General features: G+C 73.6%; 24 protein-coding genes, 1 pseudogene and 1 riboswitch. Of the genes and pseudogenes, 14 read left to right on the forward strand and 11 right to left on the reverse strand.

Annotated elements, in window-relative coordinates:
* Positions 1–200 precede the first annotated feature (200 nt).
* The 3 genes and pseudogenes from ADL08_RS10235 to ADL08_RS10245 all read left to right on the forward strand — a co-directional run.
* On the forward strand, positions 201–965 hold the full coding sequence (locus tag ADL08_RS10235; RefSeq protein ID WP_053641761.1) for a hypothetical protein: 765 nt from the start codon (positions 201–203) through the stop codon (positions 963–965).
* A gap of 57 nt (positions 966–1,022) precedes the next feature.
* Positions 1,023–1,604, forward strand: a complete 582-nt coding sequence (locus ADL08_RS10240) for a hypothetical protein (RefSeq protein WP_053641762.1) — start codon at positions 1,023–1,025, stop codon at positions 1,602–1,604.
* Between the two features lie 72 nt (positions 1,605–1,676).
* Positions 1,677–1,940, forward strand: a pseudogene (locus tag ADL08_RS10245) (DUF4259 domain-containing protein); the annotation flags it as partial.
* Between the two features lie 110 nt (positions 1,941–2,050).
* Here ADL08_RS10245 and ADL08_RS10250 read toward each other — a convergent pair.
* The 3 genes from ADL08_RS10250 to ADL08_RS10260 all read right to left on the reverse strand — a co-directional run bounded on the left by ADL08_RS10250 (position 2,051) and on the right by ADL08_RS10260 (position 8,409).
* A complete protein-coding gene (locus tag ADL08_RS10250; protein ID WP_053641763.1) occupies positions 2,051–2,344 on the reverse strand; it encodes a hypothetical protein in 294 nt (97 codons plus the stop codon).
* An 83-nt stretch (positions 2,345–2,427) separates the two neighbouring features.
* Entirely contained in the window at positions 2,428–6,948 is a 4,521-nt protein-coding gene (locus tag ADL08_RS10255; protein WP_234352084.1) for a ricin-type beta-trefoil lectin domain protein, read from the reverse strand.
* A 435-nt stretch (positions 6,949–7,383) separates the two neighbouring features.
* On the reverse strand, positions 7,384–8,409 hold the full coding sequence (locus ADL08_RS10260) for a GlxA family transcriptional regulator (RefSeq protein ID WP_053641764.1): 1,026 nt from the start codon (positions 8,407–8,409) through the stop codon (positions 7,384–7,386).
* 52 nt (positions 8,410–8,461) lie between these two features.
* Here ADL08_RS10260 and ADL08_RS10265 point away from each other — a divergent pair, with 52 nt between their 5' ends.
* Positions 8,462–8,857: a cupin domain-containing protein gene (locus tag ADL08_RS10265; protein ID WP_053641765.1), complete on the forward strand. Its 396-nt coding sequence runs from the start codon at positions 8,462–8,464 to the stop codon at positions 8,855–8,857.
* 13 nt (positions 8,858–8,870) lie between these two features.
* On the opposite strand, the gene ADL08_RS10270 is transcribed toward ADL08_RS10265, so the two are convergent.
* The 3 genes from ADL08_RS10270 to ADL08_RS10280 are packed head-to-tail and all read right to left on the reverse strand — an operon-like array spanning position 8,871 to position 10,397.
* Complete coding sequence (locus ADL08_RS10270) at positions 8,871–9,287, reverse strand: hypothetical protein (RefSeq protein ID WP_159043042.1); 417 nt, start codon at positions 9,285–9,287, stop codon at positions 8,871–8,873.
* Positions 9,288–9,307: 20 nt separating this feature from the next.
* Entirely contained in the window at positions 9,308–9,589 is a 282-nt protein-coding gene (locus ADL08_RS10275) for a DUF397 domain-containing protein (protein ID WP_053641767.1), read from the reverse strand.
* Positions 9,549–10,397 (reverse strand): helix-turn-helix domain-containing protein, encoded by an 849-nt coding sequence (locus ADL08_RS10280; protein ID WP_053641768.1) that lies wholly within the window; start codon positions 10,395–10,397, stop codon positions 9,549–9,551. Before ADL08_RS10280 ends, ADL08_RS10275 begins: the two co-directional genes overlap by 41 nt.
* 84 nt (positions 10,398–10,481) lie before the next feature.
* On the opposite strand from ADL08_RS10280, the gene ADL08_RS10285 reads away from it, so the two are divergent.
* Entirely contained in the window at positions 10,482–10,889 is a 408-nt protein-coding gene (locus ADL08_RS10285; RefSeq protein ID WP_053641769.1) for an ATP-binding protein, read from the forward strand.
* A gap of 46 nt (positions 10,890–10,935) precedes the next feature.
* The gene (locus ADL08_RS10290) at positions 10,936–11,565 is read left to right on the forward strand and encodes a class I SAM-dependent methyltransferase (RefSeq protein WP_053641770.1); all 630 of its coding nucleotides are present in this window, start codon (positions 10,936–10,938) and stop codon (positions 11,563–11,565) included.
* 63 nt (positions 11,566–11,628) lie between these two features.
* On the opposite strand, the gene ADL08_RS10295 is transcribed toward ADL08_RS10290, so the two are convergent.
* Positions 11,629–13,668 carry a hypothetical protein gene (locus tag ADL08_RS10295; protein ID WP_234352085.1) on the reverse strand — a complete coding sequence of 680 codons (2,040 nt, stop codon included), beginning with the start codon at positions 13,666–13,668 and terminating at the stop codon, positions 11,629–11,631.
* Between the two features lie 162 nt (positions 13,669–13,830).
* On the opposite strand from ADL08_RS10295, the gene ADL08_RS10300 reads away from it, so the two are divergent.
* Both ADL08_RS10300 and ADL08_RS10305 read left to right on the forward strand, forming a co-directional pair.
* Complete coding sequence (locus tag ADL08_RS10300; protein WP_053641771.1) at positions 13,831–14,712, forward strand: N-acetylmuramoyl-L-alanine amidase; 882 nt, start codon at positions 13,831–13,833, stop codon at positions 14,710–14,712.
* Positions 14,713–14,826: 114 nt separating this feature from the next.
* Positions 14,827–15,690 (forward strand): DUF5336 domain-containing protein, encoded by an 864-nt coding sequence (locus ADL08_RS10305; protein WP_053641772.1) that lies wholly within the window; start codon positions 14,827–14,829, stop codon positions 15,688–15,690.
* A gap of 71 nt (positions 15,691–15,761) precedes the next feature.
* On the opposite strand, the gene ADL08_RS10310 is transcribed toward ADL08_RS10305, so the two are convergent.
* From ADL08_RS10310 to ADL08_RS10325, 4 genes are all read right to left on the reverse strand, one after another.
* A complete protein-coding gene (locus ADL08_RS10310; RefSeq protein WP_053641773.1) occupies positions 15,762–16,325 on the reverse strand; it encodes a hypothetical protein in 564 nt (187 codons plus the stop codon).
* A gap of 87 nt (positions 16,326–16,412) precedes the next feature.
* The gene (locus tag ADL08_RS10315) at positions 16,413–17,513 is read right to left on the reverse strand and encodes a prenyltransferase (protein ID WP_053641774.1); all 1,101 of its coding nucleotides are present in this window, start codon (positions 17,511–17,513) and stop codon (positions 16,413–16,415) included.
* On the reverse strand, positions 17,510–18,244 hold the full coding sequence (locus tag ADL08_RS10320) for a class I SAM-dependent methyltransferase (RefSeq protein ID WP_053641775.1): 735 nt from the start codon (positions 18,242–18,244) through the stop codon (positions 17,510–17,512). Before ADL08_RS10320 ends, ADL08_RS10315 begins: the two co-directional genes overlap by 4 nt.
* A gap of 73 nt (positions 18,245–18,317) precedes the next feature.
* Positions 18,318–19,685 carry a glycosyltransferase family 4 protein gene (locus ADL08_RS10325; RefSeq protein ID WP_053641776.1) on the reverse strand — a complete coding sequence of 456 codons (1,368 nt, stop codon included), beginning with the start codon at positions 19,683–19,685 and terminating at the stop codon, positions 18,318–18,320.
* Between the two features lie 207 nt (positions 19,686–19,892).
* On the opposite strand from ADL08_RS10325, the gene ADL08_RS10330 reads away from it, so the two are divergent.
* From ADL08_RS10330 to ADL08_RS10355, 6 genes are all read left to right on the forward strand, one after another.
* Positions 19,893–20,507: a TetR family transcriptional regulator gene (locus tag ADL08_RS10330; RefSeq protein WP_053641777.1), complete on the forward strand. Its 615-nt coding sequence runs from the start codon at positions 19,893–19,895 to the stop codon at positions 20,505–20,507.
* Between the two features lie 109 nt (positions 20,508–20,616).
* Positions 20,617–20,695: riboswitch (cobalamin riboswitch) on the forward strand.
* Between the two features lie 93 nt (positions 20,696–20,788).
* The gene (locus ADL08_RS10335) at positions 20,789–22,045 is read left to right on the forward strand and encodes a prenyltransferase/squalene oxidase repeat-containing protein (protein WP_053641778.1); all 1,257 of its coding nucleotides are present in this window, start codon (positions 20,789–20,791) and stop codon (positions 22,043–22,045) included.
* Positions 22,042–22,719, forward strand: coding sequence for an SCO2322 family protein (locus tag ADL08_RS10340; RefSeq protein ID WP_053641779.1), 678 nt, complete (start codon positions 22,042–22,044; stop codon positions 22,717–22,719). Before ADL08_RS10335 ends, ADL08_RS10340 begins: the two co-directional genes overlap by 4 nt.
* Complete coding sequence (locus ADL08_RS10345; protein ID WP_053641780.1) at positions 22,716–23,852, forward strand: energy-coupling factor transporter transmembrane component T; 1,137 nt, start codon at positions 22,716–22,718, stop codon at positions 23,850–23,852. Before ADL08_RS10340 ends, ADL08_RS10345 begins: the two co-directional genes overlap by 4 nt.
* Entirely contained in the window at positions 23,849–25,612 is a 1,764-nt protein-coding gene (locus tag ADL08_RS10350; RefSeq protein WP_053641781.1) for an ABC transporter ATP-binding protein, read from the forward strand. Before ADL08_RS10345 ends, ADL08_RS10350 begins: the two co-directional genes overlap by 4 nt.
* Complete coding sequence (locus tag ADL08_RS10355; protein ID WP_053641782.1) at positions 25,609–26,472, forward strand: ECF transporter S component; 864 nt, start codon at positions 25,609–25,611, stop codon at positions 26,470–26,472. Before ADL08_RS10350 ends, ADL08_RS10355 begins: the two co-directional genes overlap by 4 nt.
* Positions 26,473–26,574 lie beyond the last annotated feature (102 nt).

Raw genomic sequence — 26,574 nt, forward strand, 5'->3', positions numbered from 1 at the left:
GAGGCCTCCGGCCCCGTACATACGCCGTGGGTCCTACGGCCGTGGCCCGATCCCGGTCCCGGCCCACGGGGCCCGCGTCCGGACCGCCCCTCCACCGTCCGCTCGCATTCCCCCGCGAACGACGGCGTCCGGGGCCGGTAGGGTGGGAATCTTCGGCCGGCGGAAGTCCTCCGGAGTACCGGCAGGCGGTCCCGACACCGATGGACGTCGACGAGACTCCCGCACGGATCCGCCTCGCCCACGCCCTGGACGGCCTGGCCGTCACCTTCCGCGGCATGACAGCCCGGAGCGACGAGGTCCAGTGCGACTGCCACTGGGGCGGCGAGGAGGAACTCGCGCTCCTGAAGGTCCCGGACGTCGTGCTCGACCCGGACCTCCTGCACCGCACGTGGACGGCTCCCGACTGGAGGGACCAGGGCGCGGTGCTGCGTCGCATCCTGCCCCAGTTCGCCGGGGCGCTCGTCGCCGGCCGGGTGGAGCCCCTGTCCGGCATGCACGAGGTGGGACGGGCGATCGTCCGGGGCGAGTGGTGGCGGTGGCCCGGGCGACAGGCGGAGGCCGTGCGGGAGTTCCTGCACGCCTGGTGGGCCCACGCCCTCACCGACCCGGACCCCGTCGTCCCCGTCCACGAACTCCTCGCGTTGTGCGCGGAGGCGTCCGGCACGCTCGGTCCGTGGCTCGCGGTCTGGGAGGCGCTCGACGAGGACGTGGCCGACCGGCACCTGGCCGAGGCCGCCGAGCACTGGAACCACGAACTTCTGGGCGACGAACTCCCCTGGTACACCTGGGAGGAGGAGAACGAGGAGCTCTTCCGGACCGAGCTCGCCGCCTGGTTCGTCCGCCACGCCCCCGTCCGGCTCGGCCCCTCGGGCGTCCACGAGGACCTGCTCCACCGCGTCAGACTCATGGGCCTGACCGGCCCCGCCCGCTGGGAGGACCCCCACTGGCCCGGCCACCGCGCCTGAGCCGGTCCCCCTTGTGACAGCATCGTCGCGGGGACCGGGCCGTACACGGGAGGGAACATGGGCGCGAGCTGGTCGGCACTGTTGATCGCGGTGGTCGGCGTGGCGGGAACGCTGGGAGCCGCGCTCCTGACGCAGGTCCGCGCGGACCGCACCAAACGCATGGAGCTCCGGGCCGCCGCCGACCAGCGGCGCGAGGAACGCGACCACGCCGAGGAGCTGCTCCGGGCGGAGCGGGCCCTGCAAGGGCAGCGCGAGAGCCTGGAGCGCCGGCGCGCCTGCTACATCACGCTGAACACCGCCGCGCGCCAGTACCTGACGGAGATGACCAACCACCTCCACGCACTGGCACGCGGTGAGGACGTCACCGCGTCCCTGGAGCACCTGGAGGCGGCCAGGGTGGCCTACCGGGAGAGCTACGCGGAGTCCCAGATGATCGTCCCCGACGTCGTCTCGCGCCCTTCCGGCGCGGCCAAGACGCGCTTGAACGCGGCCTACGGAAAGCTCAGGAAGTACGCGGCCGACCCCGCCGCCCACGCGGCCGAACTGGAGACGATGGAGGCCGAACTCCACCAGGACGTCTGGCCCTACGTGGGCGCGATGAAGAAGGCGATGCGCGCCGACCTGGGCGTCGAGGACTGAGCGGACCGCCCGTTGTCAGTGGGGGCTGCCACGATCGTCACGAACCCGGACGACGGAGAGAGCGAGTACGCCATGGGCACCTGGGACATCGGCCCCTTCGACAACGACACCGCCGCCGACTTCTCCTACCGGGTGGTCGGGGCACCGGTGGAGAGGAAGGCGGAGGTGTTGCGCGGCACCTTCCGGGAGGTGGTCGGCACCGGTGGCGCGTACCTGGACGCGGACGTGGCGGTGGAGGCGATCGCCTCGGCGGCCCTCCTCGCGGCGCGGTGCCCCGGCGGGGAGCCGGTCACGACGTCGTACGGCCCGAAGGAGCCCCTGCCCGTCCTCCCGGCCGGCCGAGACGCCTCCTGACCGCGTGAAGAGGCCCCGCCGAAAGGCTTCCGGCGGGGCCTCGTTCCCGACGGGCCGCCGCCCATCGTCCGCGCGCGAGCCGCGCGGGATCGTCAGTCGGCGAGCCAGGGCGAGAGGAGGGCGGAGAACTCTTCGTCGGAGATCCGGGCGCTCCCCCAGCCGAACCCCTCCCACGCCTGTGCCCGCTGAAGAACGGGAAGCGGAATGTCGAACGCGGTGCGGAACACGGCGATGAAGGAGATGACGCCGAAGGCCGGTCCCAGCTTTTCCCTGGAGAACAGGGCCAGTTCCACCGCGTCCTTGCCTTCCGCCCGAGCCGCCCTCAGCCCGTCCGCCGTTCTTTCCAGATCATCCATGTCGTACCCGGCTCTCCACTCTGCTTCCACCAAGAACCGCGAGGGCGGGTCCCGCTTCGTGCGAGCCCGCCCTCGCCCATGCCCGCCATGACGCGAATCAGGCGGGCCGTACCCTACGAGAAGATCACACCGACCTCGGTGTACTCACCCGGCATTCCCCGAAGTTCGATGATCTCCACCTTCGTGAAGCCCGACTTCGAGGACATCTTGCCGGTGAACGTCCCCCGGAGCGCGGCCTCTTCGAGTGAGGCGTACTCGCCGCTCCGCACGGCCTTGTTGAAGGAATTCAGGTTGTCGCTGAGTTCTCCGCCGTTCTGCCAGTACGCCTTCACGCCCTTGACCTTGTCGCCGAAGTGCGCCAGCGCGGCGTTGAACATCTCGCCGCCACTCGGCGTACCCGGGCCCACCTTGACTGCCATGGAGACGAGACCGGCGTCGTTGATTCCCGCGACGATGCCCAGTCCGTTCGGTGCCACGGCGACGTAGTCAGGGCACTTGGCGGCACCGGCCGCGACGGTCCGCTGCACGCCACCACCGGCCGGCGGTGCGCGCAGCCCGGAGGCGACCGGAGCCGTCAGGCACGTCGCCCTCAGCCGCAGGAACTGCGCTTTGCTGATGCCGGCGATGGCCTCCTCGGAGAGGCCGAGAGAGCGGAGGGTCCGGTAAGCGTCCGTGAAGCCGATGCCGGTCTTCGCGGCGGCGTCGAGAGCCTTGACCGCGTCGGCGATGGGCCTGAGGAGCTTGCCCGCGAACAGGGTCACGACGTCGAGGGCTGCCCAGCCGCATCCGCCCAGGCTTCCGCTCTCACCGCCGGGAGCGATCTTCTGGACGCACTTGATCCAGCTCCCGAAGAGGATCTCCACCGGGTCGATGCCCTCGTTGAACTCGGCCATCGACAGGGTGCGGGTGACCTCGGTCTTCTGGTTCTTCAGCACTTCCGAGCCGAGGAAGACCGTGGCGGCCGAGGGGCAGCCGGTCTCGGTCGCCGGCACGTCGTCCGCGGTGCACAGGTAGAGATCGATGTGGGCGTCGAAGCGGATGACAGCGGTGATCACGCAGTCGCCCACGTGGATGATGACGTTGCAGTTCTCCTTCTTCGTCACCTCCGGTTCGCCGATCGGGACCATCTTGTCGACCACGTAGAAGACACCGCCGACTCCGGTGGTGCCGCCGTCCGCGATCGACTTGTTCTTCTGGGCGGCTTCGGCCCGGTCGGCCGCCGCCTGCGCCTCCTCCGCGTACTTCAGGGCGTCCTTGGCGGCCTGTTCGGCCTCGGCGGCGGCGGTGTCGGCGCGGTCGGCGGCGGCCCGGGCGTCCTTGGCGGACTGCTCGGCACGGGACGCGGCCCGGCGGGCGGCGTCGGCGTCGCGGGCGGCCTGGTCGGCGGAGTCGCGGGCCGTGCGGGCGTAGCCCTCGGCGCGGCCGGCGGCCCGGTCGGCGGCGGCGGCGTCCTCGGCGGCCTTGCGGTCGTACTCGACGGTGCGGGCCAGTGACTGGGCGGCCTTCGCGGCGGCGGTGGCGGCTTCGGCCGCGTAGCCGAGGGCCTCCTTCGCGTAGCCCCGGGCGTCCGCCGCGTGCGCGGCGGCGCCGGCCGCGTGCACGTACGCCTGTTTGGCGTCGCCGGTGGCCTTGTCGGCGAGGCTCTTGGCGGCGACCGCCTCGGCCTGCGCGTTCTTGGCGTGGGCGTCGGCGACGGCCTGCTGCTGGTCGGCGATCGTCTTCGCCGCCTGGCCGGTGAGGACCACCAGGCTGGCGGCGCTGTCCGTCTCGGCGTACGGGGAGCCGAGCTGGATCGCGTCGTTCGCGGGCTTGGCGACCTGGGAGGCCGCCGCGCCGGCTTCGGCCGCCGCGCGGGCGGTGACGTAGGCGAACCCGGCGGCCTTGACCGACGCGGCCCGCGCGGTCGCGGCCTCCTTCGCGGCCGCGTCCGCGTGGGACTTGGCCTCCTTGGCCTTGCGCTGGGCCTCGTCGGCCAGCGCGACCGCCGTACGGGCCTCGGCGGCGGCGTGGTCGGACGCCTCCAGGGCGTCGGCGGCGGCGCTGGTCGCGGTCCACACCGCGGCGTCCGCCTTCAGCTTGGCGGCCTGGGCGCCGTCCGCGTACGCGCGGGAGCGCTTGGCGGCCGCCTCGGCGCGGGTGGCCGCGGCGTCCGCCTCGGCGGCCGCCCGCGTCGCCGCGTCGGCCGCGCCCCGTGCCCGTCCGGCCGCCGCCTCGGCATCGGCGGCGTACGCCGATGCCGAGGCGGCCGCTTCCCTGGACTCCTTGGCGTACTCATCGGACTCGTGGGCCTGGGCGTAGGCCTCCTTCGCGTCGGCCTTGGCGCGGGCCGCGTCGGCCCGCTGCTCGGCTTCCCAGGCGTCGTCCCGCTTGGCCTTGGCATTGTCACGGGCCTTGACGGCGTCGTTCTTCTTGCCGACCGCGGTGGCCTCGGAGGATTCGGCCGCCTTCCTGGCGTCGTCGGCCTTGACGGCCTCCGCGTCGGCGGTCCTCCGGTGCTGGGCGGCCTCGGACTGCTTGGCGGCGGCGGTGTCCTTCTCCGCCTTCGCCCTGGCCTCCTCGGCCTCGGCCGCGAGCCGCTTGGCGTGCGCGTCGGCCGCGGCGGCCTTGGCGTCGCTCTCGGCCTTCAGGGCGACGACGAGCTTGGCCTCGGCCGTCTCCTTGTCCTTCTTGGCGTTGTCGCGGTGCAGCCTGGCCCCGTCGGCGGCCGCCTTCGCCTGGAGTTCGGCGGTGCGGGCGGCCTCCTTGCGGAACTCGGCGTTGGCCTGGGCGGTCTGGGCGATGGCCCGCTGGGCGATGGTGGCGCTGTCGGCGGCGGCGGCCCGGGTGGCGGCCTCGGCGGTCTCGCCCGCCTTCACCATCGCGGTCAGCGCGGCGACGGCGCCCTTGGTGATCTGGGCCTTCTGCTGGCCGACCATGAGGCCGCGGCCGCGCGGGACGCCGGCGGCGTCCGCGATCCCGTACGAGGCCTGCACGGCGACGTCGGAGGAGGCGGCCGACTTCTTGGCCTTCTCCAGCTGGGCCTTCACCGCGGCCAGGTGGGTCTTCGCGGCCGTCTGGGCGTCGGTGAGGCCCTTCTTCGCCGCGTCGAACTGCGTCTTGACCGGGTAGGGGGTGCTGCCGGGCCCCTTCTTGCCGGTCGGCTTGATCAGGTACTTCTGCGCGCTGGTGTCCTTGCAGTCCCACAGCCGCAGGTCCGTGCCCAGGGTGAAGGCGCTCAGGTCCAGGCACTTGCCCGTGGTCAGGCTCTTCAGGACGGAGGGGGCGCGGACGTCGGCCTTCCAGGACTGGCCCTTGGTGCTGTAGCAGTCCGTGATCTGGATCTTCGTGCCGTTGGCCGAGGCGTTCCCGGCCACGTCGAGGCACTTGAACGAGCCCGAGTTGCGGAGGTGGAGGTCCTCCTCGCCGCCCTCCAGCGTCCACTCCTGCGCGGCGCTGCCGTTGCAGGTGTGGATCTGGACCGGCGTGCCGTTGGTCTTGCCGCCGCCCTGGACGTCCAGGCAGGTGCCCTTCGCGCCCGGGACCTCGACGACCGTGTAGCCGTTGCCGATCCAGCCGACGCCGCCGGGGGTCCAGTGGTCCTGCCAGCGGGTGTAGTAGTCGGCGAGCCAGGACTGGCCCAGGAGCATCCCGAGGGCGTAGGTGCCGTCCTGGAGGGCCTTCGCGGCGTCCTTGCCGGCGGTGAGGACCTGCTGGCGCTGGGCGGCCTGGCCGGCGACCTCCTGCTGCCACTCGGCCGCCGCCTGCGCCACCTGCTTGCCCAGGACCCGGTTCGGGTCGATCGGGTCGTGCCAGCCGCACGCGCTGAAGCGGGCCTTCAGGTCCTCGACCGCGATCCGGAACTCGGGGGTGTCAGGCTCGGGGGCCGTACGGGGGAAACCGCCGGAGGCGAGGAAGACGCGGGCGTCGTCCGCGAACACCCGGGGAACGAAGTAGACGTTCTCCTCGACCTTGCCGGAGTTCTTCTTCCACAGCGTCCACGCCTCCTGCTCCTTCGGCGTGCCGGCGTTGGTGTAGAGCGGGTTGCCGACCGCGAGCGCGGCGGCCTTCGTCTTGTCGTCGGCGGTGGGCGAGGAGTCGTACCAGGGGTTGAACACCTCCGTCGGCTCCCAGTAGAGCTGGGAGCCCCACGCCCCGGACTGCTCGAAGACCTTGCCGACGTCCTGCGGCTGGTTGGGGTAGGAGTCCAGGCTCGCGGCACTGTTCCAGGCGTACTTCTGCTTCTGGAGCTTGTCGGACCACTGGTCCTGGAGGAGCTGGTCGGCGTTCGCGGCCGCGCGCAGCGGCGTGACCTTGTCGCTGAAGATGTCCCTTTCGAGCTGCTTGTGCATCTGATCGGGAGGCAGTGCGAGAGCGTTCTGCGCGACGGCGAACACGTTGGGCCCGGCCCTGCGCAGCGAGTCGACGGCCAGACACTGGTCCTCGCGCAGCCGCTGGGCCGCCGTGGTGTCGTAGCCGTCGTACGAGTCGGCCGTCGCGGCCACGGGTACGGCGTCCGGCGCGACCAGGTCGGGCCGGACGGCGGCGCCCGCGAGGACCGCCAGGACGGCGGCCGACGTGACGGCGGTGGTGAGGGTACCGGCCAGAGGGCCGGCCGAGCGTGAGCGGGGGCCGAACGACCCCGGTTTGAATCGCAAGGGGCTTCCTTCACAGGGAACGAAGGCGGGCAGGGATGACCCGGGCGACGTTCACAGTGAGCCGACACCAAGGCATGGCGGTGCCGTTCTCCCCCGTGGCGGCGTTGTCCCCCGGCCGCCGATGACGATGTGAGCGCGTCACGATGGGGCTGGTCAGGCCCCGGCGCGCGGCGTTACTTAACCCCGCGTCAACAAAGCTCGGCAAGGGCCGACCGGAGAGTCCGGAACGCGGAACGGAAAACCGTTTGCCGGAGTCTTCGCGGCGCGTCGCACGCGATCACCCAGGTCATGCCGGGTACCACCTGTGCGAAACCTGTGAAGGAAAGGTGTGCGGGATAGCGAACTCAAGCCATAATTTGGCTTGAAATCCACCTGATGGGGCGGCACTGGGGGGAGGTGCACGGAATCCGGATCCTTCCTCGCGAGCCCCGCTCCTCAGCCTGGCAGGACCGCCCCCGACCCCTCCGGCCGGGGCCCGTAGCGGTGGCGGTACTCCGTCGGCGTGAGGCCCGTCTCGCGCCGCATCAGGGTCCGCAGGTTCGCCGCCGTGCCCAGGCCGCTCCCCCGCGCGACCGCGTCGAGACGGACCTCGCCCCGTTCGATCAACCGGCAGGCCAGGGCGACCCGTTCGCCCGTCAGCCACGCCAGCGGGGTCGTGCCCAGTTCCGCCCGGAAGCGGCGGTGCAGGGTCGCCGGGCTGACGGCGGCCCGGTCCGCCAGGTCCGCGACGGCCAGCGGCCGGTCGAGCCGCTCCTGCGCCCACGCGAGGACCGGCGCGAGCGACGCGTCGGGCACGTCCGGTACGGGGCGTTCAACGAACTGCTTCTGTCCGCCGTCCCGGTGGGCCGCGAAGACCAGGCGCCGACCGACCGCGTTCGCGGTCTCCGCGCCGTGGTCGCGCCGGACGACGTGCAGCCCGAGGTCGAGCGCCGCCGAACTCCCCGCCGCCGTCAGGACGTCGCCGTCGTCCACGAACAGCACGTCCTCCTCGAACCGTACCGCCGGGAACCGCCGCCGGAAGGAGTCCGCCCACTGCCAGTGCGCGGTGGCCCGCCGCCCGTCGAGCACCCCCGCCTCCGCGAGCGTGAAGGCCCCGCTGCAGAAGCCGACCAGCCGGGCCCCGCGCGCGTGCGCCCGCCGTACCGCGTCGAGCACGTCCGGGCGGCGCGGCACCTCCACGTCGGGCCGGTTCGGCACGATCACCGTGTCCGCCCCGTCCGCCGCCTCCAGGCCGGCGACCCCGGTGAGGGTGAAGAAGCCGTCCCGCATGAGGGTGTCCGGATCCGGCGAGCAGAGCCGGAAGTCGTACAGCAGCTCACGCCCCTCCCCCAGCTCCGGCCTGCGCAGCCCGAAGACCTCCGTGGCGCAGCCGAGCTCGAAGGGATTGGAGTGCGCGTCGACGATCACGACGACCCGGTGGAGCGGCGTGGCCGGACGCGGCTGCGAGGATCCTTGCGGCATGTGCGATTCCTAGCACTCGCGCCGGGACCGCGCCACGGGCGAGGATCGGTCCATGACCGCCGAACCCCTCTCCCTCGCCACCGCCCTGGCCTCCTTCGACACCCTCTGGAGCCCCCGCGTCGCCACCCGCGTCAACGACTACGACGTCCGCGTGGCGAAGGTCCGGGGCGAGCACGTCTGGCACGCCCACGACGACACCGACGAGTTCTTCCTCGTCCTCGACGGCGAGTTGCGCATCGCCCTGCGCGAGCCCGCCGGCGAGCGCACGGTCCGCCTCCCCCGCGGCTCCGTCTTCACCGTCCCGCGCGGCACCGAGCACCGCCCGTCCTCCCCCGACGGCGCCTCGATCCTCATGTTCGAGCCCATGGGCACGTCCACGGTCGGCGACCGCCACGACGAGGTCCCGTCCCACGTCGACGCGACGACGGGGCATGCCCTGGACCTCTGACGCCGGGCGCCTCTCAGCGGGACCTGCGCCGCCGACGCATGATCGTGAGCACGACGCTCGTGACGGTCGCGGCGACGGCGGTCCCTCCGAGGACGAGGAGTCCCGGGTTGACCCACCACGGGACGATCTCCATGCCCCGGCACACCAGGCTGATGGGGAGCGCGCTGCTGTGGTCCGGATAGGTCTTCATCCCCGCCTTGAAGTAGCAGGCGTCTTCCGGGAAGAGGAACGGCATGTACGAGAGGCCGTACAGGTGCAGTGCGCCGCCGGCGAGATACGCGAGCGCGGCGATCCAGGCGGCCTTCTTGGCAGCGGTACGAGCGGGGCGGGGCGCCCAGGGCCAGGGCGGTTCGTCGCCCCTGCGGGCCCGGACGAGGCCCGCGTACGTGATCCCCGCCCAGGTCGGTAGCGCCAGGGCGAGGATCACCATTCCCATGAGGGTCGCCACGGTCAGCGGCCGAGACGCCCCTCGGCGGCGGCGCTCACGAAGGCCGCGAAGGCGGCCGGGGCGGCGAGGAAGGCGGGGCCTCCGGGGTTCTTGGAGTCGCGCACGGCGACGTGGGCGGCGAGGTCGGCGACCTCGACGCACTGACCGCCGTTGTCGCCGCTGTACGAGGACTTGCGCCAGGCGGCGTTACCGAGCGGGGCGCACTCGATGCACTCACCGCCGTTGTCGCCGCTGTACGAGGACTTACGCCAGTGCGCGCCCGTCAGATTCCGGTCGGTCCCCATATCGTTCCTCCATGACGCGGGCGATCAGTTCGGCCGACTTCTCCACCGAGAGAGCAGCGGCCCGTAGGTGATCGTAACGGAGCGACCCCTCCCTGAACGCGGCTGAATCGGCGGTCATATGACCCTGGACGAAGTCCTCGGTGTAGACGAGGTCCGGGTCGTCCTCGAAGCGCAGCAAGGTGAAGGAGCCCATCAGTCCCGCGTGTGCTCCGACCTCGAACGGGAGGATCTGGATCTTCACCCATTCCCGCTCCTGCATGCGCAACAGGTGGGCGAGTTGTTCTCGCATCACCTCGCGCCCGCCGATCTCCTGATGCAACACCGCCTCGCTCAGGATGACCCAGAGCAGGGGCGGGGTCTCACGGTCCAGGATTCGCTGGCGGTCGATCCGGGCCGCGACCTTGGCGTCGAGGCCGTCCTCCGTCCTGGCGCCCAGAACCGCTCGGGCGTACGCGTCCGTCTGGAGCAGGCCGTACACCACCTGGTCCTGGAAGGTGCAGAGGTACGTCGCCTTCGCTTCCATGTCCGCGTACGGCTGGAACCACGCGGGCAGTTGGCTCTTCAGCACGAGGCCGACCATCCGGGAGAACGTCCCGCCCGTCATCAACGCCGCGTCGAGTTGTTCCGAGAAGCGCCGTGTCGGGACCTTCTTCGCCGTCTCTATCTGGCCGATGAGCGAGCCCGTGCAGTAGACGACGGCACCGAGTTGGGACTGGTTCAGTCCGGCGTCCTCCCTCAGACGGCGTAATTCCGCTCCGTAGTAGTCCAGCGGCGAGGCGCTGGGATCGAGGCTGCGGATGTTGACCACGACGAGGTCACCCCCAGATCGACGCGGCGAGGCGTTGTGTTCAGGCCGTAGCCGAGCGTAACGAAAAGCGTCCACTCTGGTGGCATGAATCAGGCAACAGACCTCTACCCTGCGGAACTTGGCACGAGTTACCGGATGGGCTTCACGGTGGGTGAGCACTCGGCCGGTCACATGCGCCGCATCCTGCACATGTTCCTCACGCGGTGGGAACTCGTCCGATTGTCCGACCCCGCGGCCCTCGCGCTGACCGAGCTGGTCGCGAACGTCGTCCGGCACGTGCCGGGCCGCAGGTGTTCCGTGCTGATCCTGCGGGAGCCGTACGGGCTGCGGGTGGAGGTGGCGGACGGGGTGCCCGGGACCGTGGTCGCGAAGGCGGGCGGGGAGCTGGACGAGGGCGGGCGGGGGCTCGTCCTGGTGGAGGCCGTGACGGACCGGTGGGGGGTCGAGGAACGGGCCGGCGGGAAGACGGTGTGGTTCGAGTGCGACGGGTAGGGCACGATGGGCGCCCGTACCGCCGTACCCGTCAGTAGGAGCCACCATGTCCGAGCCCAGCCCCGAGATCCTCGCCGCCTTCGAGGCCGCGAAGGGATTCATGCCCGCCGGGGAGGGGCTCGCGCTGTACGGGGCGGCCGCCGAGGCCGCGGAGCTGGGGCTCCCGCTCCTGGAGGTCGGGACGTACTGCGGGCGGTCCACGGTCCTGCTCGCGGACGCGGCCCGGCGGGCGGGCACGGTCGCGGTCACCGTGGACCACCACCGGGGCAGCGAGGAGCAGCAGCCCGGGTGGGAGTACCACGACCCGACCGTGGTGGACCCCGAGGTGGGTCTCATGGACACGCTGCCGACCTTCCGCCGGACCCTGCGCAGGGCGGGCCTGGAGGAGCACGTGATCGCGGTCGTCGGGCGCTCGCCGCAGGTGGCGAAGGTGTGGGCCGGGCAGCTCGGGTTCGTGTTCATCGACGGCGGGCACACCGACGAGCACGCCGTGAACGACTACGAGGGCTGGGCCCCCAAGCTCGCCCCCGGCGGTCTGCTCGTCATCCACGACGTCTTCCCGGACCCGGCGGACGGCGGCCAGGCCCCGTACCGGATCTACCTCCGGGCCCTGGAGTCGGGCGACTTCGAGGAGGTCTCGGCGACCGACTCGCTGCGGGTGCTGCGCCGCCGCTGAGGCGGGAACGGCCGGTGGCCGCCCCCTCGTTCGAGGAGAGCGGCCACCGCCCGAGGCCTCGCGTCAGAACGCCGACGTCACGTACAGGCAGTTCGTGTAGCTGTAGCCCGGTTCGATCTTCGTCTTGCTCGTCTTGGTGTCACCGGCCGACGACGTGCCCGTGTCGGCCCGCTTCTGGAGGAAGTGGTAGTTGCCGGCGGGCAGCAGCAGGGTCGCCTTCGGGTACTTCGAGGCCGGTCCCGTGCAGGCCTTGACCTTCGGCGAGATGGAGAGCAGCGGGTCCTTGTACTTCGTGCAGGTCGCGCACGCGTTCAGCGTGACCTTGCCGGTCGTCGGGCCCGTGTAGAGCAGCTCGACCGAGCCGGGGCCGTCGTTGCTCACCACCATGACCATCCGGGCGCCGCCGGGGGCCTTCGCCGGGGGCAGGCTCTTGCCGGCCTCGGGCTCCTCGTCGGCGATCTCGGCGGCGATGGCGATCGAGCGCGCGTGCGCGGCCTTCGGGCTGCCCGGGTGGTCCTTGGCGAACTGCGTCATCGTCGTGACCGCGTCGTCGAAGTCCTTGCTCCTGAACTGCGAGGTCCCGCAGGCGAAGTCGCCCCTCTCGACGGCCGTCGCCACCTCCCGCGCGGCGCCTTCGAAAGTGGTGTCCGGCAGGGCGTTCACGGAGGTGCGGATCGTGCGCAGCTCCACGACGGTGTCGCAGGGGGCGGCGCCGTCGACGGCGGCGGACCGCGTCTTGATCGCCTCCCGGACGGCCGGCTCGACGCGGGCCGCCTGGGACGACTTCGGGAAGGTGTCGAAGAGCGCGTTCAGGCTCGTCTCGGCGGACGGGTCGGCCGCCTGCACGCCGAGCGCGGCCGTCCCGCACCCGTAGAGCGACTCGGCCAGCGGCTCGTCCGCCTTGGCCGGGCGGGTGCCGAGGAGGTCCTTGTCGACCGTCCCGGACAGGCCCCGCAGGTGCGTGAGCGGCGCGACCGCCTTGCAGTAGTCCTTCTTCGCGTACGGGGCGGAGAGCTGCGCGTAGTACGCGTCGAGGCGCGCGGGGACCAGCTTCCCGGCCCGCGACCCGGCGTGCTTCGTGCCGAGGTCCTGGTAGGTGGCGAGGGCGAGCCGGTAGAGGGGCTCGGCCCGCTCGAAGAGGAGGCCCTCGCCGGACTTCACCCGCTCGTCGGCGGTGGTGAGCCGTGCGAGCAGGGCCTCCTCCTTCGCCTCGTCGCGGGCCGCCCCGTACGCGAGGGAGCCCCCGGCGGGCACGGCGAGCAGCACCAGGGCGAGCGGCAGCGCCAGGCGCCGGAAGGCGGTGCCGACCCGGAGGGTGGCGCGCAGGCCGCGCCGGAAGCCGTCGGCCGCGACGGCCAGCAGGAAAACGCCGTATCCGACGAGGACGCCGACGGGCACGCCGTCGACGTCGGCGGGCAGCGCGGCCACGAGCAGGGCGGCGGTGGCGAGCCAGCAGAGCACGGCGCCGATCCAGTTGCGCAGGAGGACGTACCCGAGGCCGAGGCCGGAGAGGTTGAGCAGGCCGATCGCGGCGGCCTGCGCCGGGTTCGCCGGGCCGGGCGGCTGGGCGGGCGGCCGGTCCCCGTACCCGGGCGGCGGGCCGTAGCCGGGAGGCCCGTACCCCGGCGGTCCGTACCCCGGCGGCGGCCCGTAGCCGGGCGCGGTCGCGGGGCCGGACTGCGGGAAGCCGTATCCGGAGGCGGCGGCGCCCGCCCCGACGGGCACCGCGCCGGAGGACTCGCCGGGCGGCGGGCCGGAGGGCTGCTGTGCGGCGGCGGGCCGTCCGGAAGCCTCCGGCGGCGGGCCGAAGGCGAGCGTGGGCGTGGCGGGCGCGGCGGGCGTCGGCGTCGGCTCGGCGGGCGGCCGGGACGGCGGGGGCGGGGCCGCCGGTGTCCCCGAGGCCGCCGCCGGGCGCACCGGGGCCCAGGGCGGGGCCTCCGGGGCCACGCGCGGATCCGGAGCCGCCGGGCGCTGCCCCTGCCCCGGATCCGGGTTCTGGCTCTGGCTCTGGCTCTGGTTCTGGTTCTGGCTCTGGTGCGGAGCGTCCCCGCCCGGGATCCTGTCGGCCGGCTCGGGACGTGCGTCGTTCGGTTCTTCCCCCACCACGGTCCCCCTCGTGGGTCCATGCGCGGTGACACGCCACCGTCGCCTCTTGTGGCTACCCTTCACCGTCCCCGCACACGCGTCCACCGTTCTTCGGAGGCGGTGACCAACCTGCGACGTAGGCGTGCGGGATTTCGCCGCGCGAAGGCCTAAAGTCGCGGGGTGCCGAACGACCACCGGAAGACCGCCCGCCCCGCCCTCGCCCTCCTCCTCGCCGCCACGGGCTGCTGCGCCGCGCTCGCCGGGTGCGGGGCCTCCCCGGACCCGGCCGGCCCGCCGAGCGGGAAGGGCCCGGAGCAGTCGGCGACCAGGAGCGCCCGCACCCCGGACGCCGCGTCCCCCGCGCCCACCTCCACGCCGCCGCGGGCGCGTTCCCTCGCCGGGCGGACCGTCGTCGTCGACCCCGGTCACAACCCCGGCAATTTCGAGCACTCCGAGGAAATCAACCAGAAGGTGGACATCGGGACGCACCGCAAGGAGTGCGACACCACGGGCACGTCGACGGACGACGGGTACACCGAGGCCTCCTTCACCCTCGACGTCTCCCACCGGCTGCGGGACCTGCTCACCGCGCGGGGGGCGGAGGTGGTGTTCACCCACGACGCCGAACGCCCCTGGGGCCCCTGCATCGACGAACGGGCCCGGATCGGCAACGAGGCCCGCGCCGACGCCGTCGTCTCCGTCCACGCGGACGGTTCGGCCGCCGGGCACCGCGGATTCCATGTGATCCTCCCCGCACGCGTGCGGGAGGGCGCCGCCGACACCGCGAAGATCGTCGGCCCCTCCCGTGAACTGGGCGAACGGATCGCGGACCGGTTCGCCCGCGCCACCGGCACCGCGCCCTCCAACTACCTGGGAAACGGTACGGGGTTGGACGTACGGGACGATCTCGGCGGACTCAATCTCTCAACCGTCCCCAAGGTCTTCGTCGAATGCGGCAATATGCGTGATCCGAAGGACGCGCAGCTGCTCGCGTCGGCGGCGTGGCGGCAGAAGGCGGCCCAGGGGATCGCGGACGGCATCGCCACCTACCTCCAGGGGTAGAACCGGCGAGCGATAGATTCTCCGTACGATGGGGCCACCCCCCTGCCAGGACCCGAGCGCCACCCCGACGCGGCGACGACCGACGCGACGACGACCCGACGAAGGACTTCTCACGTGAATATCCGCTCCCTCACCCGAGGCGATGGCGTGCTGATCGGTGCAGCGGTGGTGCTGTTCATCGCCTCGTTCCTCGGCATCTCCGGCTGCGAAGGCCCCGACTCGTTCTGCGACCAGTACAGCGCGCCGAACTCGTGGGAGGCGTCGCCGCTCGGCTGGGGCTCCTTCTTCCTCGGCATCGCCGGCGCCGGTCTCGTCATCGCCTCCCGCGCCCTGCCGCAGCAGCGCAAGGTGGCGGGTCTGGAGCTCGGCCAGGTCGGTGCCGCGTTCACCATCGCCTCCGCGTGGACTCTGCTCATGTGGATCTTCGAGGCGACCAACGCCGGCGCCGGTCTGATCCTCGGCCTGATCGCCTCCCTGGTCCTCGCCGCCGCCGCGGTCGCCGGTCCGCTGGTCCCGGCCCTCAAGGCCCCGCTGGTGGGCGCGCCGCGCCCGCAGACCCCGCAGCCGTACGGCATGCAGCCGGGCCAGCCCGGCCCGCAGGGCGTCCCCGGCGGCTACGGCTACCCGGGCGCGCAGCAGCAGCCGTACGGGGGCGGGCACGACGCCTCGCACGGCGCCTCGCACGGCGCCGGCCAGCCGTTCGGCGCGCAGGCCCCCGCCCCGCAGCCGCAGGCCCCGAAGCAGCCCGAGCAGCAGCAGGCCCCGGCGCAGCCGTCCCCGGACTTCGCCCCGTTCTGGTTCGCGGTCCCGGTCGCCCGTCCGCTGTACGCGGAGGACGGCGGACAGGCCCCGATCGCCGAGCTGGCGCCGGGCACCTGGTACCTGGCGGTCGAGCAGCGCGGTCAGGCCCTGGTGGCCCAGACGCAGGACGGGCGCCGCGGCGTCCTCCAGGACACCACCGGCATCCAGCGCGGCTGACGTCCCCGTACGAAAAGGCCCCGCCGCCCGGACCGCGCGTCCGGACGGCGGGGCCTTCGTCGTTCCCGGACTCATCCCCCCAGCTGGGACGTGCTGGGCACCTGGTCCTTGACCTCCGCGCCCGCGCTCCTGCCCGCCTCCTTGACGCTGTTGATGACGCTCTCGAAGGCGCCGACGTCCCCCTCGCCGACCTCCCCCTTGCGGAACTTGGTGCCGAGGTCCTTGAGCGAGTCGATCCCGGCGGTGAGCGGCGCGACCGCCTTGGAGAGCAGCGGGTCGCCCTTGGCGTTCTCGGCCGCCGCCTTGAGCCGGTTGTAGGCGAAGGCGCCCGCGAGACCGGCCTTCACCAGGGCGAAGGTGCGCCCGTCCGCGCCCTTCTTGAACGTGCCCGCGCGGTACGGCTTCACGATCCACTGGTACGTGGCGCCCGCGGCCAGACCGGCGTTGGCGACGAACCGGGTCTTGGCCAGTCTCTGCCGCTCGGCGCTGGCCGAAGGGGCGGGGGACGCCGAGGGGTTCGCGGAGGCGCTCGCGCTCCGCGCGCCGTCGTCGTCGCCGCCGCAGGCCGCGGTGGTCAGGAGCAGGGCGCAGCACAGCGGCGGCGCCACGACTGCGCGCACAAGGGTTCCGGGCACGGCGGGACCTCCCTGGGGGTGTGGCGCCAGCCTCGCCCCGGGGCCGTACGGGCGCCAGCGGGGCGACTCCGTACGGGTGGCGGTCCTTCAGGGAGTGAGGTCCCCGCAGCAGTCCGGTGCGAGGCCGGCCGGGAGGCGTTCGCCGCCGAAGACGGCGACCGTGGCCTCCTCGCCGCCGAGCGCGGCCACCGCGAGCAGCAGGGACCCGGCGGTCCAGCTGGTCTGCTCCTCCGGCCACATGGCCTTGTCGGCCTCCGTGTCGCCCTCGAAGACGTACCCCGTCCAGTACATGCCGTTGGCGGCCCGCAGGTGCTGGACGTCCTGGAGGATCGTGAGGGCCCGGTCGGACTCCCCCACCGCCCAGAGGGCGAGGGCGAGTTCACAGCTCTCGCCGCCGGTGACCCACGGATTGGGGACCACGCAGCGGACGCCGAGGCCGGGCACGACGAACGCGTCCCAGGACGCGTCGATCCGGGCCCGCGCCTCCTCGCCGGTGACCGCGCCGCCGAGGACCGGGTAGTACCAGTCCATCGAGTAGCGGGACTTGTCGAGGAAGCGCTCGGGGTGGCGGCGGACCGCGTGGCCGAGGGCCCCGGCCGCGAGCTCCCAGTCCGGCTGCGGCTCCTCGCGGGCCTCGGCGATCGCGAGGGCGCAGCGCAGGGCCTGGTGGATCGAGGCGCTGCCGGTGAGGAGGGCGTCGGCGACGGGCTCGCCGGACGGCTCCCGCTTCCAGCCGATCTGGCCGCCGGGCTGCTGGAGCCCGAGGACGAACTCCACGGCCGCGTAGACGACGGGCCACATCCGGTCGAGGAAGGCGTCGTCGCCGGTGGACAGGTGGTGGTGCCAGACGCCGACGGCTATGTAGGCGACGAAGTTGGACTCGCGGCTCCGGTCGGTGACCCGGTCCGGGTCGCCGTCGTGGTAGGCCGCGTACCAGGAGCCGTCGGCGTTCTGGTGGCGGGCGAGCCACGCGTAGGCGCGGGCGGCGGCGGCGTGCTCGCCGGCCGCGTCCAGGGCCATGGCGGCCTCGATGTGGTCCCAGGGGTCGAGGTGGTGGCCGCGGAACCAGGGGATGGCGCCGTCCTCGCGCTGGACGGCGAGTATCCCCGCGACGGTCTCGGCGGCCTGCTCGGCGGTGAGCACCCCGGGCAGGACGAGGTGCTCGGCGATCCGCTCGGGACTCGTCACTCGGCATCGGCCTTCGGGAGGTGCGGCTTGGTCGCGTACGCCACGAAGCTCTTGCCGACGACCGGGTTGAGCAGCTGCTCGGCGACCCGGGTCAGGGCGGGCTTCTTCATGATGTCCCAGACCAGGAGCTTGTGGTACGCCCGGACCGGCAGCGCCTTGTCGTTGTCCACGCCGAAGGCGCACTTCAGCCACCAGTACGGCGAGTGCAGCGCGTGCGCGTGGTGGGTGCCGTACGGCCTGAGGCCGGCCTGCCGGATCCTGGCGAGGAGCTCGTCGGCCTTGTAGATGCGGATGTGGCCGCCCTCGACCTCGTGGTACGCGTCGGAGAGCGCCCAGCAGACCTTCTCGGGGCCGTAGCGGGGGACGGTGACCGCGATCCGGCCGCCCGGCTTGAGGACGCGGACCATCTCGGCGAGGACGCCCTTGTCGTCCGGGATGTGCTCCATGACCTCGGAGATGATGACGACGTCGAAGGACTCGTCGGGGAAGGGCAGGTTGAGGGCGTCGCCCTCCATCGCGGTCGCGGTCGCGCCGGCGGGGGCCTCCCCGGCCTCCTTCATGGCCGCGAACCACTTGGCGACCTCGCGGATCTCCTCGGCGTTCCGGTCGAGGGCCACCACCCGGGCGCCGCGCCGGTAGCACTCGAAGGCGTGCCGGCCCGCACCGCAGCCCAGGTCGAGCACGCGGTCGCCGGGGGCGAGCGGGAAGCGGGTGAAGTCGACGGTCAGCACGAGGGCCTGCCTTCGCGGTCGGGACGGGGGCGGTGCGGGTGGAGGTGGTGCGGGGCGTGCGGGTGCGCGGTGGTCACCGGCGGGTGCCAGGGGAGGCGGCGCCCCGGCGGGCCACCGCCTCGCGGTACAGCTCGGCCGTGCCCAGGGCCGCGCGCGCCCAGGTGAAGCGGTCGAGGACCCGTTCCCGTCCGGCGGCGCCGAGCCGGGCGCGCAGCTCCGGGTCGCCGAGGACCCGGCCGAGGGCGGTGGCGAGCGCGCCCGCGTCGCCCGGCGGCACCGCGAGGCAGGTCTCGCCGTCGGGGCCCGCGACCTCGGGGATCGCGCCGCCGGTGGTGGCGACGAGCGGGGTGCCGGTGGCCATGGCCTCGGCGGCGGGCAGCGAGAACCCCTCGTACAGCGAGGGGACGCAGGAGACCTGGGCGGAGCGGACGAGGTCGACGAGCTCGGCGTCGCTGATGCCCTTGACGAACTCGACGGCGCCTTCGAGGCCGTAGCGCTCGATGGCCTGGGCGACCGGGCCGTCCTCGGCGCGCCTGCCGACGACGACGAGGTGCGCGTCGGGGTTCTCGGTGCGGAGCTTGGCGAGCGCCTCGATCAGGTGGATCAGGCCCTTGAGGGGGACGTCGGCGCTGGAGGTGGTGACGATCCGGCCGGGGACCTCGGCGACCGAGGGGTCCGGGGACCACAGGTCGGTGTCGGCGCCGATGTGGACGACCCGGATGCGGTCCTCGCGCACGCCGAGGTGCTCCACGATCTCCTGGCGGGAGGTGCCGGAGACGGTGAGCACGGAGGGCAGGCGGCGGGCGACCCGCTTCTGCATGGCGGTGAAGGCGTACCAGCGGCGGACCGAGAGGCGGCGCTTCCAGCCGTCGGCGGCGTCGAGTTCGAGCTGCCGGTCGACGGTGATGGGGTGGTGGATCGTGGTGACCAGGGGCGCGCCGAGCGCGCGGGGGCCGCCGAGCAGTCCGTACCCGAGGGTCTGGTTGTCGTGGACGACGTCGAAGTCGCCGCGGCGGGCGGCGAGGAGGCGCCGGGCCCGCAGGGAGAAGGTGAGCGGCTCGGGGAAGCCGCCGGTCCACATGGTGGCGACTTCGAGGGCGTCGATCCAGTCGCGGTACTCGTCGCGCTTCGGGGTCCGGAAGGGGTCCGGGGAGCGGTAGAGGTCGAGGCTGGCGACCTCGGTGAGCGGCACGCCCCCGTCGAGGGTCGGGTACGGCTGGGAGCCGATGACCTCGACGGTGTGGCCGAGGCGGGCGAGCTCCCGGGAGAGGTGCCGGACGTAGACGCCCTGGCCCCCGCAGAAGGGGTTCCCCTTGTACGTGAGGAGGGCGATCCGCAACGTGGGGGTCTCCCCTGTTCGAGCACGGTCGCGAACTCGGGGGCGGTCACCGGGGTCGGTGACGGCCTGTCGGGGGCCTGTCTCTACGGCCTCGGCGGTCATGCGCGGCCCCCTTCGAGCGTGCGTTTCGCCGGAGCGTAACCGCTGGCGTTAATCTAGAACAAGTTACAGACTCGGCCGTCGTCAGGTCGTCCGGGAAGCACAGAATCTACCGGCAGGTAGTGCCGCGGTGAGATCCGGAGCGGGTGATTCGCGCCACGGCGGCGGCCCCGCCATACTGTCGCTCCCCACCGCACGGAACGGGACCCCATGACCGCAGACAGCAGGGCGGACCACGGCGCCGCCGCGCCCCTCACGGAGCGCCAGGAGGCGCGGCGGCGGCGCATCCTGGACGCCAGCGCGCGGCTCGCGTCGCGGGGCGGGTTCGACGCCGTGCAGATGCGGGAGGTGGCCGAGGAGGCGGGCGTGGCCCTGGGCACGCTGTACCGCTACTTCCCCTCGAAGGTGCACCTGCTCGTCGCGGTGATGCAGGACCAGCTCCGGCACCTGCACACCACCCTGCGCAAGCGGCCCCCGGCGGGCACGGACCCGGCGGACCGCGTCGCGGAGACCCTGATGCGGGCCTTCCGCGCCCTCCAGCGGGAACCACAGCTGGCCGACGCGATGGTGCGCGCGCTGATCTTCGCGGACCGCGGGGCGAGCGCCGAGGTCGACGAGGTCTCCCGGCTGACGACCGCGATCATCCTGGACGCGACGGGGACGGAGCACCCGACGCCGGGACAGCTCTCGGTGGTCCGGGTCATCGAGCACACCTGGCACTCGGCGCTGATCACCTGGCTGTCGGGGCGGTCCTCGATCGCCCAGGTGAAGATCGACATCGAGACGGTGTGCCGGCTGATCGGGGCGTCGGCGCCCGCCGGGTGAGGGGGCGCCGCCCGCCCGCGCGCACGGGCCGGTGCGAGGCCGCTCACACCCTCCGTGAGCAGCGCGTACGGGCCGGTACAGTGAGCGGGTCGTCATCATGCCCGTACGGGGGGAAACCGGTGGAAATCCGGTACTGACCCGCAGCCGTGTACCCGCCTTCTCCCCGAAGGCGGTGAGTCGGAATGCCCCGGACGGGACGTGACCGCCGGCACCGTCGAGGAATACGGAGCCGGAGCCCGGTGCCCTGAGGCGTGCCGTGCCCGGCCGCAGGAGAGGGCCCCATGAACACCGTCCGCCGCGCCGCCGCCGCGCTCGCCGCCGTCGCCGCCGTACTCGGCACCGGAGCAGCCGGGCAGGCCTCCGCCGCCCCCTCCCCCACCCCCTCCACCGGGAAGCTCCCGGCCGGCCTGTACGGCACGAAGGACCCGACCTACGACGGCGTCTGGCGCCAGTCGCTCGCCTTCCTCGCCCAGCGCGCCACCGGCTACCAGCCCGCCGACCAGGCCGTGGAGTGGCTCCTCGGCCAGCAGTGCGCCGACGGCGCCTTCCCCTCCTACCGCGCCGACGCCGCGAAGCCGTGCGACGCGAAGACGATGCGGGACACCAACGCCACCGCCGTCGCCGTCCAGGCCCTCGCCGCCGTCCGCCGCCAGAGCGCCGCCCCCGAGAAGGCCGACCGGGCCGTCAAGGCCGGCACCGACTGGCTGAAGTCCGTACAGAACGAGGACGGCGGCTGGGGCTACGGCGCCGGCGGCGCCAGCGACGCCAACTCCACCTCCGTCGTCGTCGGCGCGCTCGCCGCGACCGGCACCCGCCCCACCGCGTTCACCTCCGCCGGGGGCCGCACCCCCTACGACGCGCTCCTCGCCTTCGCGCTGCCCTGCACGGACAAGGAGGGCCCCGGCGCCTTCGCGTACCAGCCCGACAAGGCCGGGAAGCTGTTCGCCAACGCCGACGCGACCGCCGCCGCCACCCTCGCCGGGCTCGGCAAGAGCATGGTCGCCACCAAGGCCTCCCCCGACCAGGCGCCCGCCTGCACCGACCTGTCGAAGCCGACCTCCGAGCGGGCCGCCCTGAACGGCGCGTCCTACCTGGCGAAGGCCCTCGCGAAGACCCACCACCTCGTCCAGCCGCCGATGCCGGGCGCCGCCGACACCGCCGAGCAGCCCGACTTCGGCAACACCGCCGACGCCGTCGTCGCGCTCTCCGCCGCCGGCGCCTCCAAGCAGGCCCTCCCCGCCCTGGAGTGGCTGGAGAAGAACTCCGGCGCCTGGGCGAAGGAGAGCGGCCCGGCCGCCTACGCCCAGCTGGTCCTGGCCGCCCGCGCGACGGAGACCGACCCCCGCGAGTTCGGCTCGATCGACCTGGTCGAGCAGCTCAACGCCGCCGGACCCGCGCCCAAGAGCCCCGACACCTCCGCCTCCTCCACCACCGGCGACGACGACGAGGACTCCGGCTTCGACGTCTGGTGGATCATCGGCATCGGCACGGTCGTCGGCGTCGGCATCGGCTTCCTCGTGAGCGGCCGCAGGAAGTGACCGCCACCGCCGTCAGGACCACCACCAGGGTCGCGGGCGCCGCGGCCGGGGCGCTGCTGACCCTCGCCGGGGTCGCGGCCGCCCCGGCGCACGCCGCCGGTTACCGCTACTGGTCGTACTGGGAGAGCGACGGCGGAAAACCCTGGACGTACGCCACCCAGGGCCCGGCGACCGCCCGGCCCGCCGACGGCGACGCGGTCGGCTTCCGCTTCGCGGTCAGCGCGGAGGCGGACGACACCGCCAAACCCACCACCGGCCCGGACTTCACCCGGATCTGCGGGGACGTGGCGGCGAAGGACGGCACGAAGCGGGTCGCGGTCGTCGTCGACTTCGGCGGCCCGGCCGACGCCCCGCCCGGCGAGACCCCGCCGGCGAAGCGGGTCACGACCGGCTGCGCGCAGGTCCGCCCCGACGCGACCGGCGCGGAGGCGCTGGCCGCCGTGGCGAAGCCGCTGCGGTACGGCAGCGGGGCCATGCTGTGCGGGATCGCCGGCCATCCGGCGCGGGGCTGCGGCGAGGAGGTCGGCGAGGAGCCCACGGCCGCGGCCTCCCCCACCGCCGCGAAGAAGCGGGACGGCGACGACGGCGGTCCGTCCGTCGGCGCGCTCGTCGGCGGGGCGGCCGTCCTGGCGCTCGGCGGGGCCGCGATCTGGAAGGCCCGCCGCCGCGGATGAGCACCGCCCCCGCCCGCGGCGCGCTCCGGAGCACGCTCGACGCCCTCTCGGCTCCCGTCGCGACCCGGGCCAACGCCCTCCACGCGGGCGCGTGGTGGCTGTGGGCGCTCGGCCTGGCCGTCGCCGCCTCCCGCACCACCAACCCGCTCCTGCTCGGCCTGGTCGTCGGCGTCGCGGGCTACGTCGTCGCGGCCCGCCGCACGGACGCGCCCTGGGCCCGCTCGTACGGCGCGTTCGTGAAGCTGGGCCTGTTCGTCGTGGCCCTCCGCGTCGTCTTCTCCCTCCTCCTGGGCTCCCCGATCCCGGGCACGCACCTGCTCTTCACCCTGCCCGAGGTGCCGCTGCCCGAGTGGGCGCAGGGGGTGCGGATCGGCGGCCGGGTGACGGCCGAACAACTGCTGTTCGCGGTCTACGACGGCGCCAAGCTGGCGACCCTGCTGATCTGCGTGGGCGCCGCGAACGCGCTCGCCAACCCGGCGCGGCTGCTCAAGTCGCTGCCGGGGGCGCTGTACGAGGCGGGCGTCGCCGTCGTCGTGGCGATGACCTTCGCGCCGAACATGGTCGCCGACGTGGTCCGGCTGCGGACCGCCCGCCGGCTGCGGGGCCGCTCCACGGGCGGGGTCCGGGCGGTCCTCCAGATCGGCCTGCCGGTCCTGGAGGGCGCCCTCGAACGCTCCGTCGCGGTGGCGGCGTCGATGGACGCGCGGGGCTACGGGCGCACGGCCCACGTCCCGGCGTCCGTGCGCCGCACCACGAACGTCCTGACCCTCGGCGGGCTCCTCGGCATCTGCGCCGGCTCGTACGGGCTGCTCGCGGCGGAGGGCGCGGGGTACGGGCTCCCGCTGCTCGGCGCCGGGCTGCTCGCCGCCGTCGCCGGGCTCCGGCTCGGCGGGCGCCGGACCGTACGGACCCGGTACCGGCCCGACCGCTGGGGCGCCCGGTCCTGGCTGGTGGCCGGATCCGGGGTGGCGGTCGCGGTCCTGATGATCCGGGCCAACGCGTACGCCCCGGAGGCGCTGCACCCCGGGGTCGTCCCCCTGAAGGCCCCGGAGCTGCCGCTGCTGCCCGCGCTGTCGATCCTGGCGGGCCTGGTGCCGGCGTTCGTGGCCCCCGTACCCGAGGAGAACCCGTGATCCGCTTCGAGAACGTCTCGGTGAGGTACGAGGAGGACGCCGAACCGACGCTCCGGAACCTCGACCTCACCGTCCCGGAAGGCGAACTGGTCCTCCTGGTGGGCCCCTCGGGCGTGGGCAAGTCGACCCTCCTGAACGCGGTCTCGGGCCTGGTCCCCCACTTCACGGGCGGCACGCTGACCGGCCGGGTGACGGTCGACGGCCGCGACACCCGGACGCATCCGCCGCGCGAGCTGGCGGACGTGGTGGGCACGGTGGGGCAGGACCCGTCGGCCCACTTCGTCACCGACACCGTCGAGGACGAGCTCGCGTACGGCATGGAGTCCCTGGGGCTCGCGCCCGGCGTCATGCGGCGCCGGGTCGAGGAGACCCTCGACCTCCTGGGCCTCGCCGAACTCCGCGACCGCCCGATCGCGACGCTCTCCGGCGGGCAGCGCCAGCGGGTCGCGATCGGCTCCGTCCTCACCCCGCACCCCAAGGTCCTCGTCCTCGACGAGCCGACCTCCGCGCTCGACCCGTCGGCGGCGGAGGACGTCCTCGCGGTCCTCCAGCGCCTGGTCCACGACCTCGGCACGACGGTCCTCCTCGCGGAACACCGCCTCGAACGCGTCGTCCAGTACGCCGACCGGGTCCTCCTCCTCCCGGAGGCGGTCATGGGTCCGCCGTCCGCCGTCATGTCCGTCTCCCCCGTCCACCCCCCGGTGGTCGCCCTGGGCCGCCTCGCGGGCTGGACCCCGCTGCCCCTGACGGTGCGGGACGCGCGACGGAGGGCGGGAGGCTTGAAGGAGCGCCTGGAGCCGCTGGTCCCCGCGGGGATCCCCGCGGGGCCCTTTCCCCACCCCTCCCCTCCCCGTGACCGGGGCTCCGCCCCGGACCCCCGTTTCGGGAAGCGGGGGTCCCCCCGCGCCCTCGGGCGTGGGGGGAGGGGTGGGGGCTTCTCCCTGTTCCCGCGACGCCGACCGCAACAGACCACCGACACGCCCCCCACCACCCCCCTCGTCCTCACCGACTCCCTCCACGTCCGCCGCGCCCGCGTAGAGGCCCTCCGCAAGATCGACCTCCGCGTCGACCCCGGCGAGACCGTCGCCCTCATGGGACGGAACGGCGCCGGGAAGTCGACGCTCCTGGCCGCCCTCGTCGGCATGGTCGCCCCCACCTCCGGCACCGTCCGGATCGCGGGCCGGGCCCCGCACGCCACCGACCCCCGCGAGCTGATCCGGCAGGTCGGCCTGGTGCCGCAGGAGCCGAGGGACCTGCTGTACGCGGACACCGTCGCCGCCGAGTGCGCGGCGGCCGACGCGGACGCGGGCGCGGCGGACGGGACCTGCCGGGCCCTGGTGTCCGAGCTGCTGCCGGGCGTCGCGGACGACACGCACCCCCGGGACCTGTCCGAGGGCCAGCGCCTCGCCCTCGCCCTGGCCGTCGTCCTGACCGGCCGCCCGCCGCTGCTCCTCCTGGACGAGCCGACCCGGGGCCTGGACTACGCGGCCAAGGCCCGCCTGGTCGAGCACCTGCGGGGCCTCGCGGCGGACGGGCACGCGATCGTGCTCGCCACCCACGACGTGGAGCTGGCGGCCGAGCTGGCCCACCGGGTGGTGATCGTCGCGGACGGCGAGGTGGTCGCGGACGGCCCGACGGCCGAGGTCGTGGTCTCCTCGCCCGCGTTCTCGCCGCAGGTGGCCAAGATCCTGGCCCCCCAGCCGTGGCTCACGGTCGAGCAGGTGGAGCGGGCCCTGAAGAAAACGGGGGAGACGCGGTGAGCGCCCGTCCCCTCCGCCTCGGCCCCCGCTCGGTCGCCGCCCTCCTCCTCGTCTCCCTGATCGGGATCGGCGCCTTCTGCTGGCCGCTGTTCGCGGACGCCGGCTCGGCGGTGACGTCACACGCCGGTGACGCTCCGTGGCTGTTCGCGGCCCTGTTGCCGCTGCTCGTCGCGGTGGTGGTGGCGACGATCGCGGACTCCGGCATGGACGCGAAGGCGGTCGCGATGCTGGGGGTGCTCGCCGCCGTGGGCGCGGCGCTGCGCCCGCTGGGGGCGGGGACGGCCGGCCTGGAGCCGATGTTCTTCCTGATGGTGCTGAGCGGCCGGGTCCTGGGCCCGGGCTTCGGCTTCGTCCTCGGCGCGGTGACGATGTTCGCGTCCGCCCTGCTCACGGGCGGTGTGGGCCCCTGGATGCCGTTCCAGATGCTGTCGATGGGCTGGTTCACGATGGGGGCGGGGCTGCTGCCGGGGCAGCGGACGCTGCGGGGCCGGGGCGAGCTCCTGATGCTCTCCGCGTACGGCTTCGTCGCGGCGTTCGCGTACGGCACGCTCATGAACCTCCAGGGCTGGGTCCTGCTCCAGGGCCTGAGCAGCGGGATCTCCTTCCAGCCGGGCGCCCCGCTCCACGAGAACCTGGTCCGCTTCCTCGCCTACGTCACCGCCACCTCCCTCGGCTGGGACCTCGGCCGGGCCGTGCTCACCGTCGTCCTCACGCTGACGGTCGGCGGCACGCTCCTGAGGGCGCTGCGGCGGGCGACGAGACGGGCGAACTTCGAGGCCCGGGTCACATTCGAGGGCCCGGAAGGGGCCCCCGCGAGTGAGGCGCCCCACAGGACCCAGGTCACGTACGAACCGGAATAGTAGACGTACACAACCGCCCAAAGTCCTCCAGACCCTCCCATCACCTGCGGAAACGGCCCCCACCCACCCCCCGGGACCTTCCTCCCGGGTCCGAACCTTCCT

Source organism: Streptomyces sp. NRRL F-6492, assembly GCF_001280125.1.
In the GTDB taxonomy this organism is placed as follows: Bacteria; Actinomycetota; Actinomycetes; order Streptomycetales; family Streptomycetaceae; genus Streptomyces.

Coding starts and splice junctions, on each gene's coding strand:
- ADL08_RS10330 (WP_053641777.1), top strand. CDS start 19,893: ATGACCGCAGACAGCAGGGCGGACCACGGCGCCGCCGCGCCCCTCACG.
- ADL08_RS10290 (WP_053641770.1), top strand. CDS start 10,936: ATGTCCGAGCCCAGCCCCGAGATCCTCGCCGCCTTCGAGGCCGCGAAG.
- ADL08_RS10345 (WP_053641780.1), top strand. CDS start 22,716: ATGAGCACCGCCCCCGCCCGCGGCGCGCTCCGGAGCACGCTCGACGCC.
- ADL08_RS10285 (WP_053641769.1), top strand. CDS start 10,482: ATGAATCAGGCAACAGACCTCTACCCTGCGGAACTTGGCACGAGTTAC.
- ADL08_RS10335 (WP_053641778.1), top strand. CDS start 20,789: ATGAACACCGTCCGCCGCGCCGCCGCCGCGCTCGCCGCCGTCGCCGCC.
- ADL08_RS10260 (WP_053641764.1), bottom strand. CDS start 8,409: ATGCCGCAAGGATCCTCGCAGCCGCGTCCGGCCACGCCGCTCCACCGG.
- ADL08_RS10240 (WP_053641762.1), top strand. CDS start 1,023: ATGGGCGCGAGCTGGTCGGCACTGTTGATCGCGGTGGTCGGCGTGGCG.
- ADL08_RS10265 (WP_053641765.1), top strand. CDS start 8,462: ATGACCGCCGAACCCCTCTCCCTCGCCACCGCCCTGGCCTCCTTCGAC.
- ADL08_RS10270 (WP_159043042.1), bottom strand. CDS start 9,287: ATGGTGATCCTCGCCCTGGCGCTACCGACCTGGGCGGGGATCACGTAC.
- ADL08_RS10235 (WP_053641761.1), top strand. CDS start 201: ATGGACGTCGACGAGACTCCCGCACGGATCCGCCTCGCCCACGCCCTG.
- ADL08_RS10275 (WP_053641767.1), bottom strand. CDS start 9,589: ATGGGGACCGACCGGAATCTGACGGGCGCGCACTGGCGTAAGTCCTCG.
- ADL08_RS10325 (WP_053641776.1), bottom strand. CDS start 19,685: ATGACCGCCGAGGCCGTAGAGACAGGCCCCCGACAGGCCGTCACCGAC.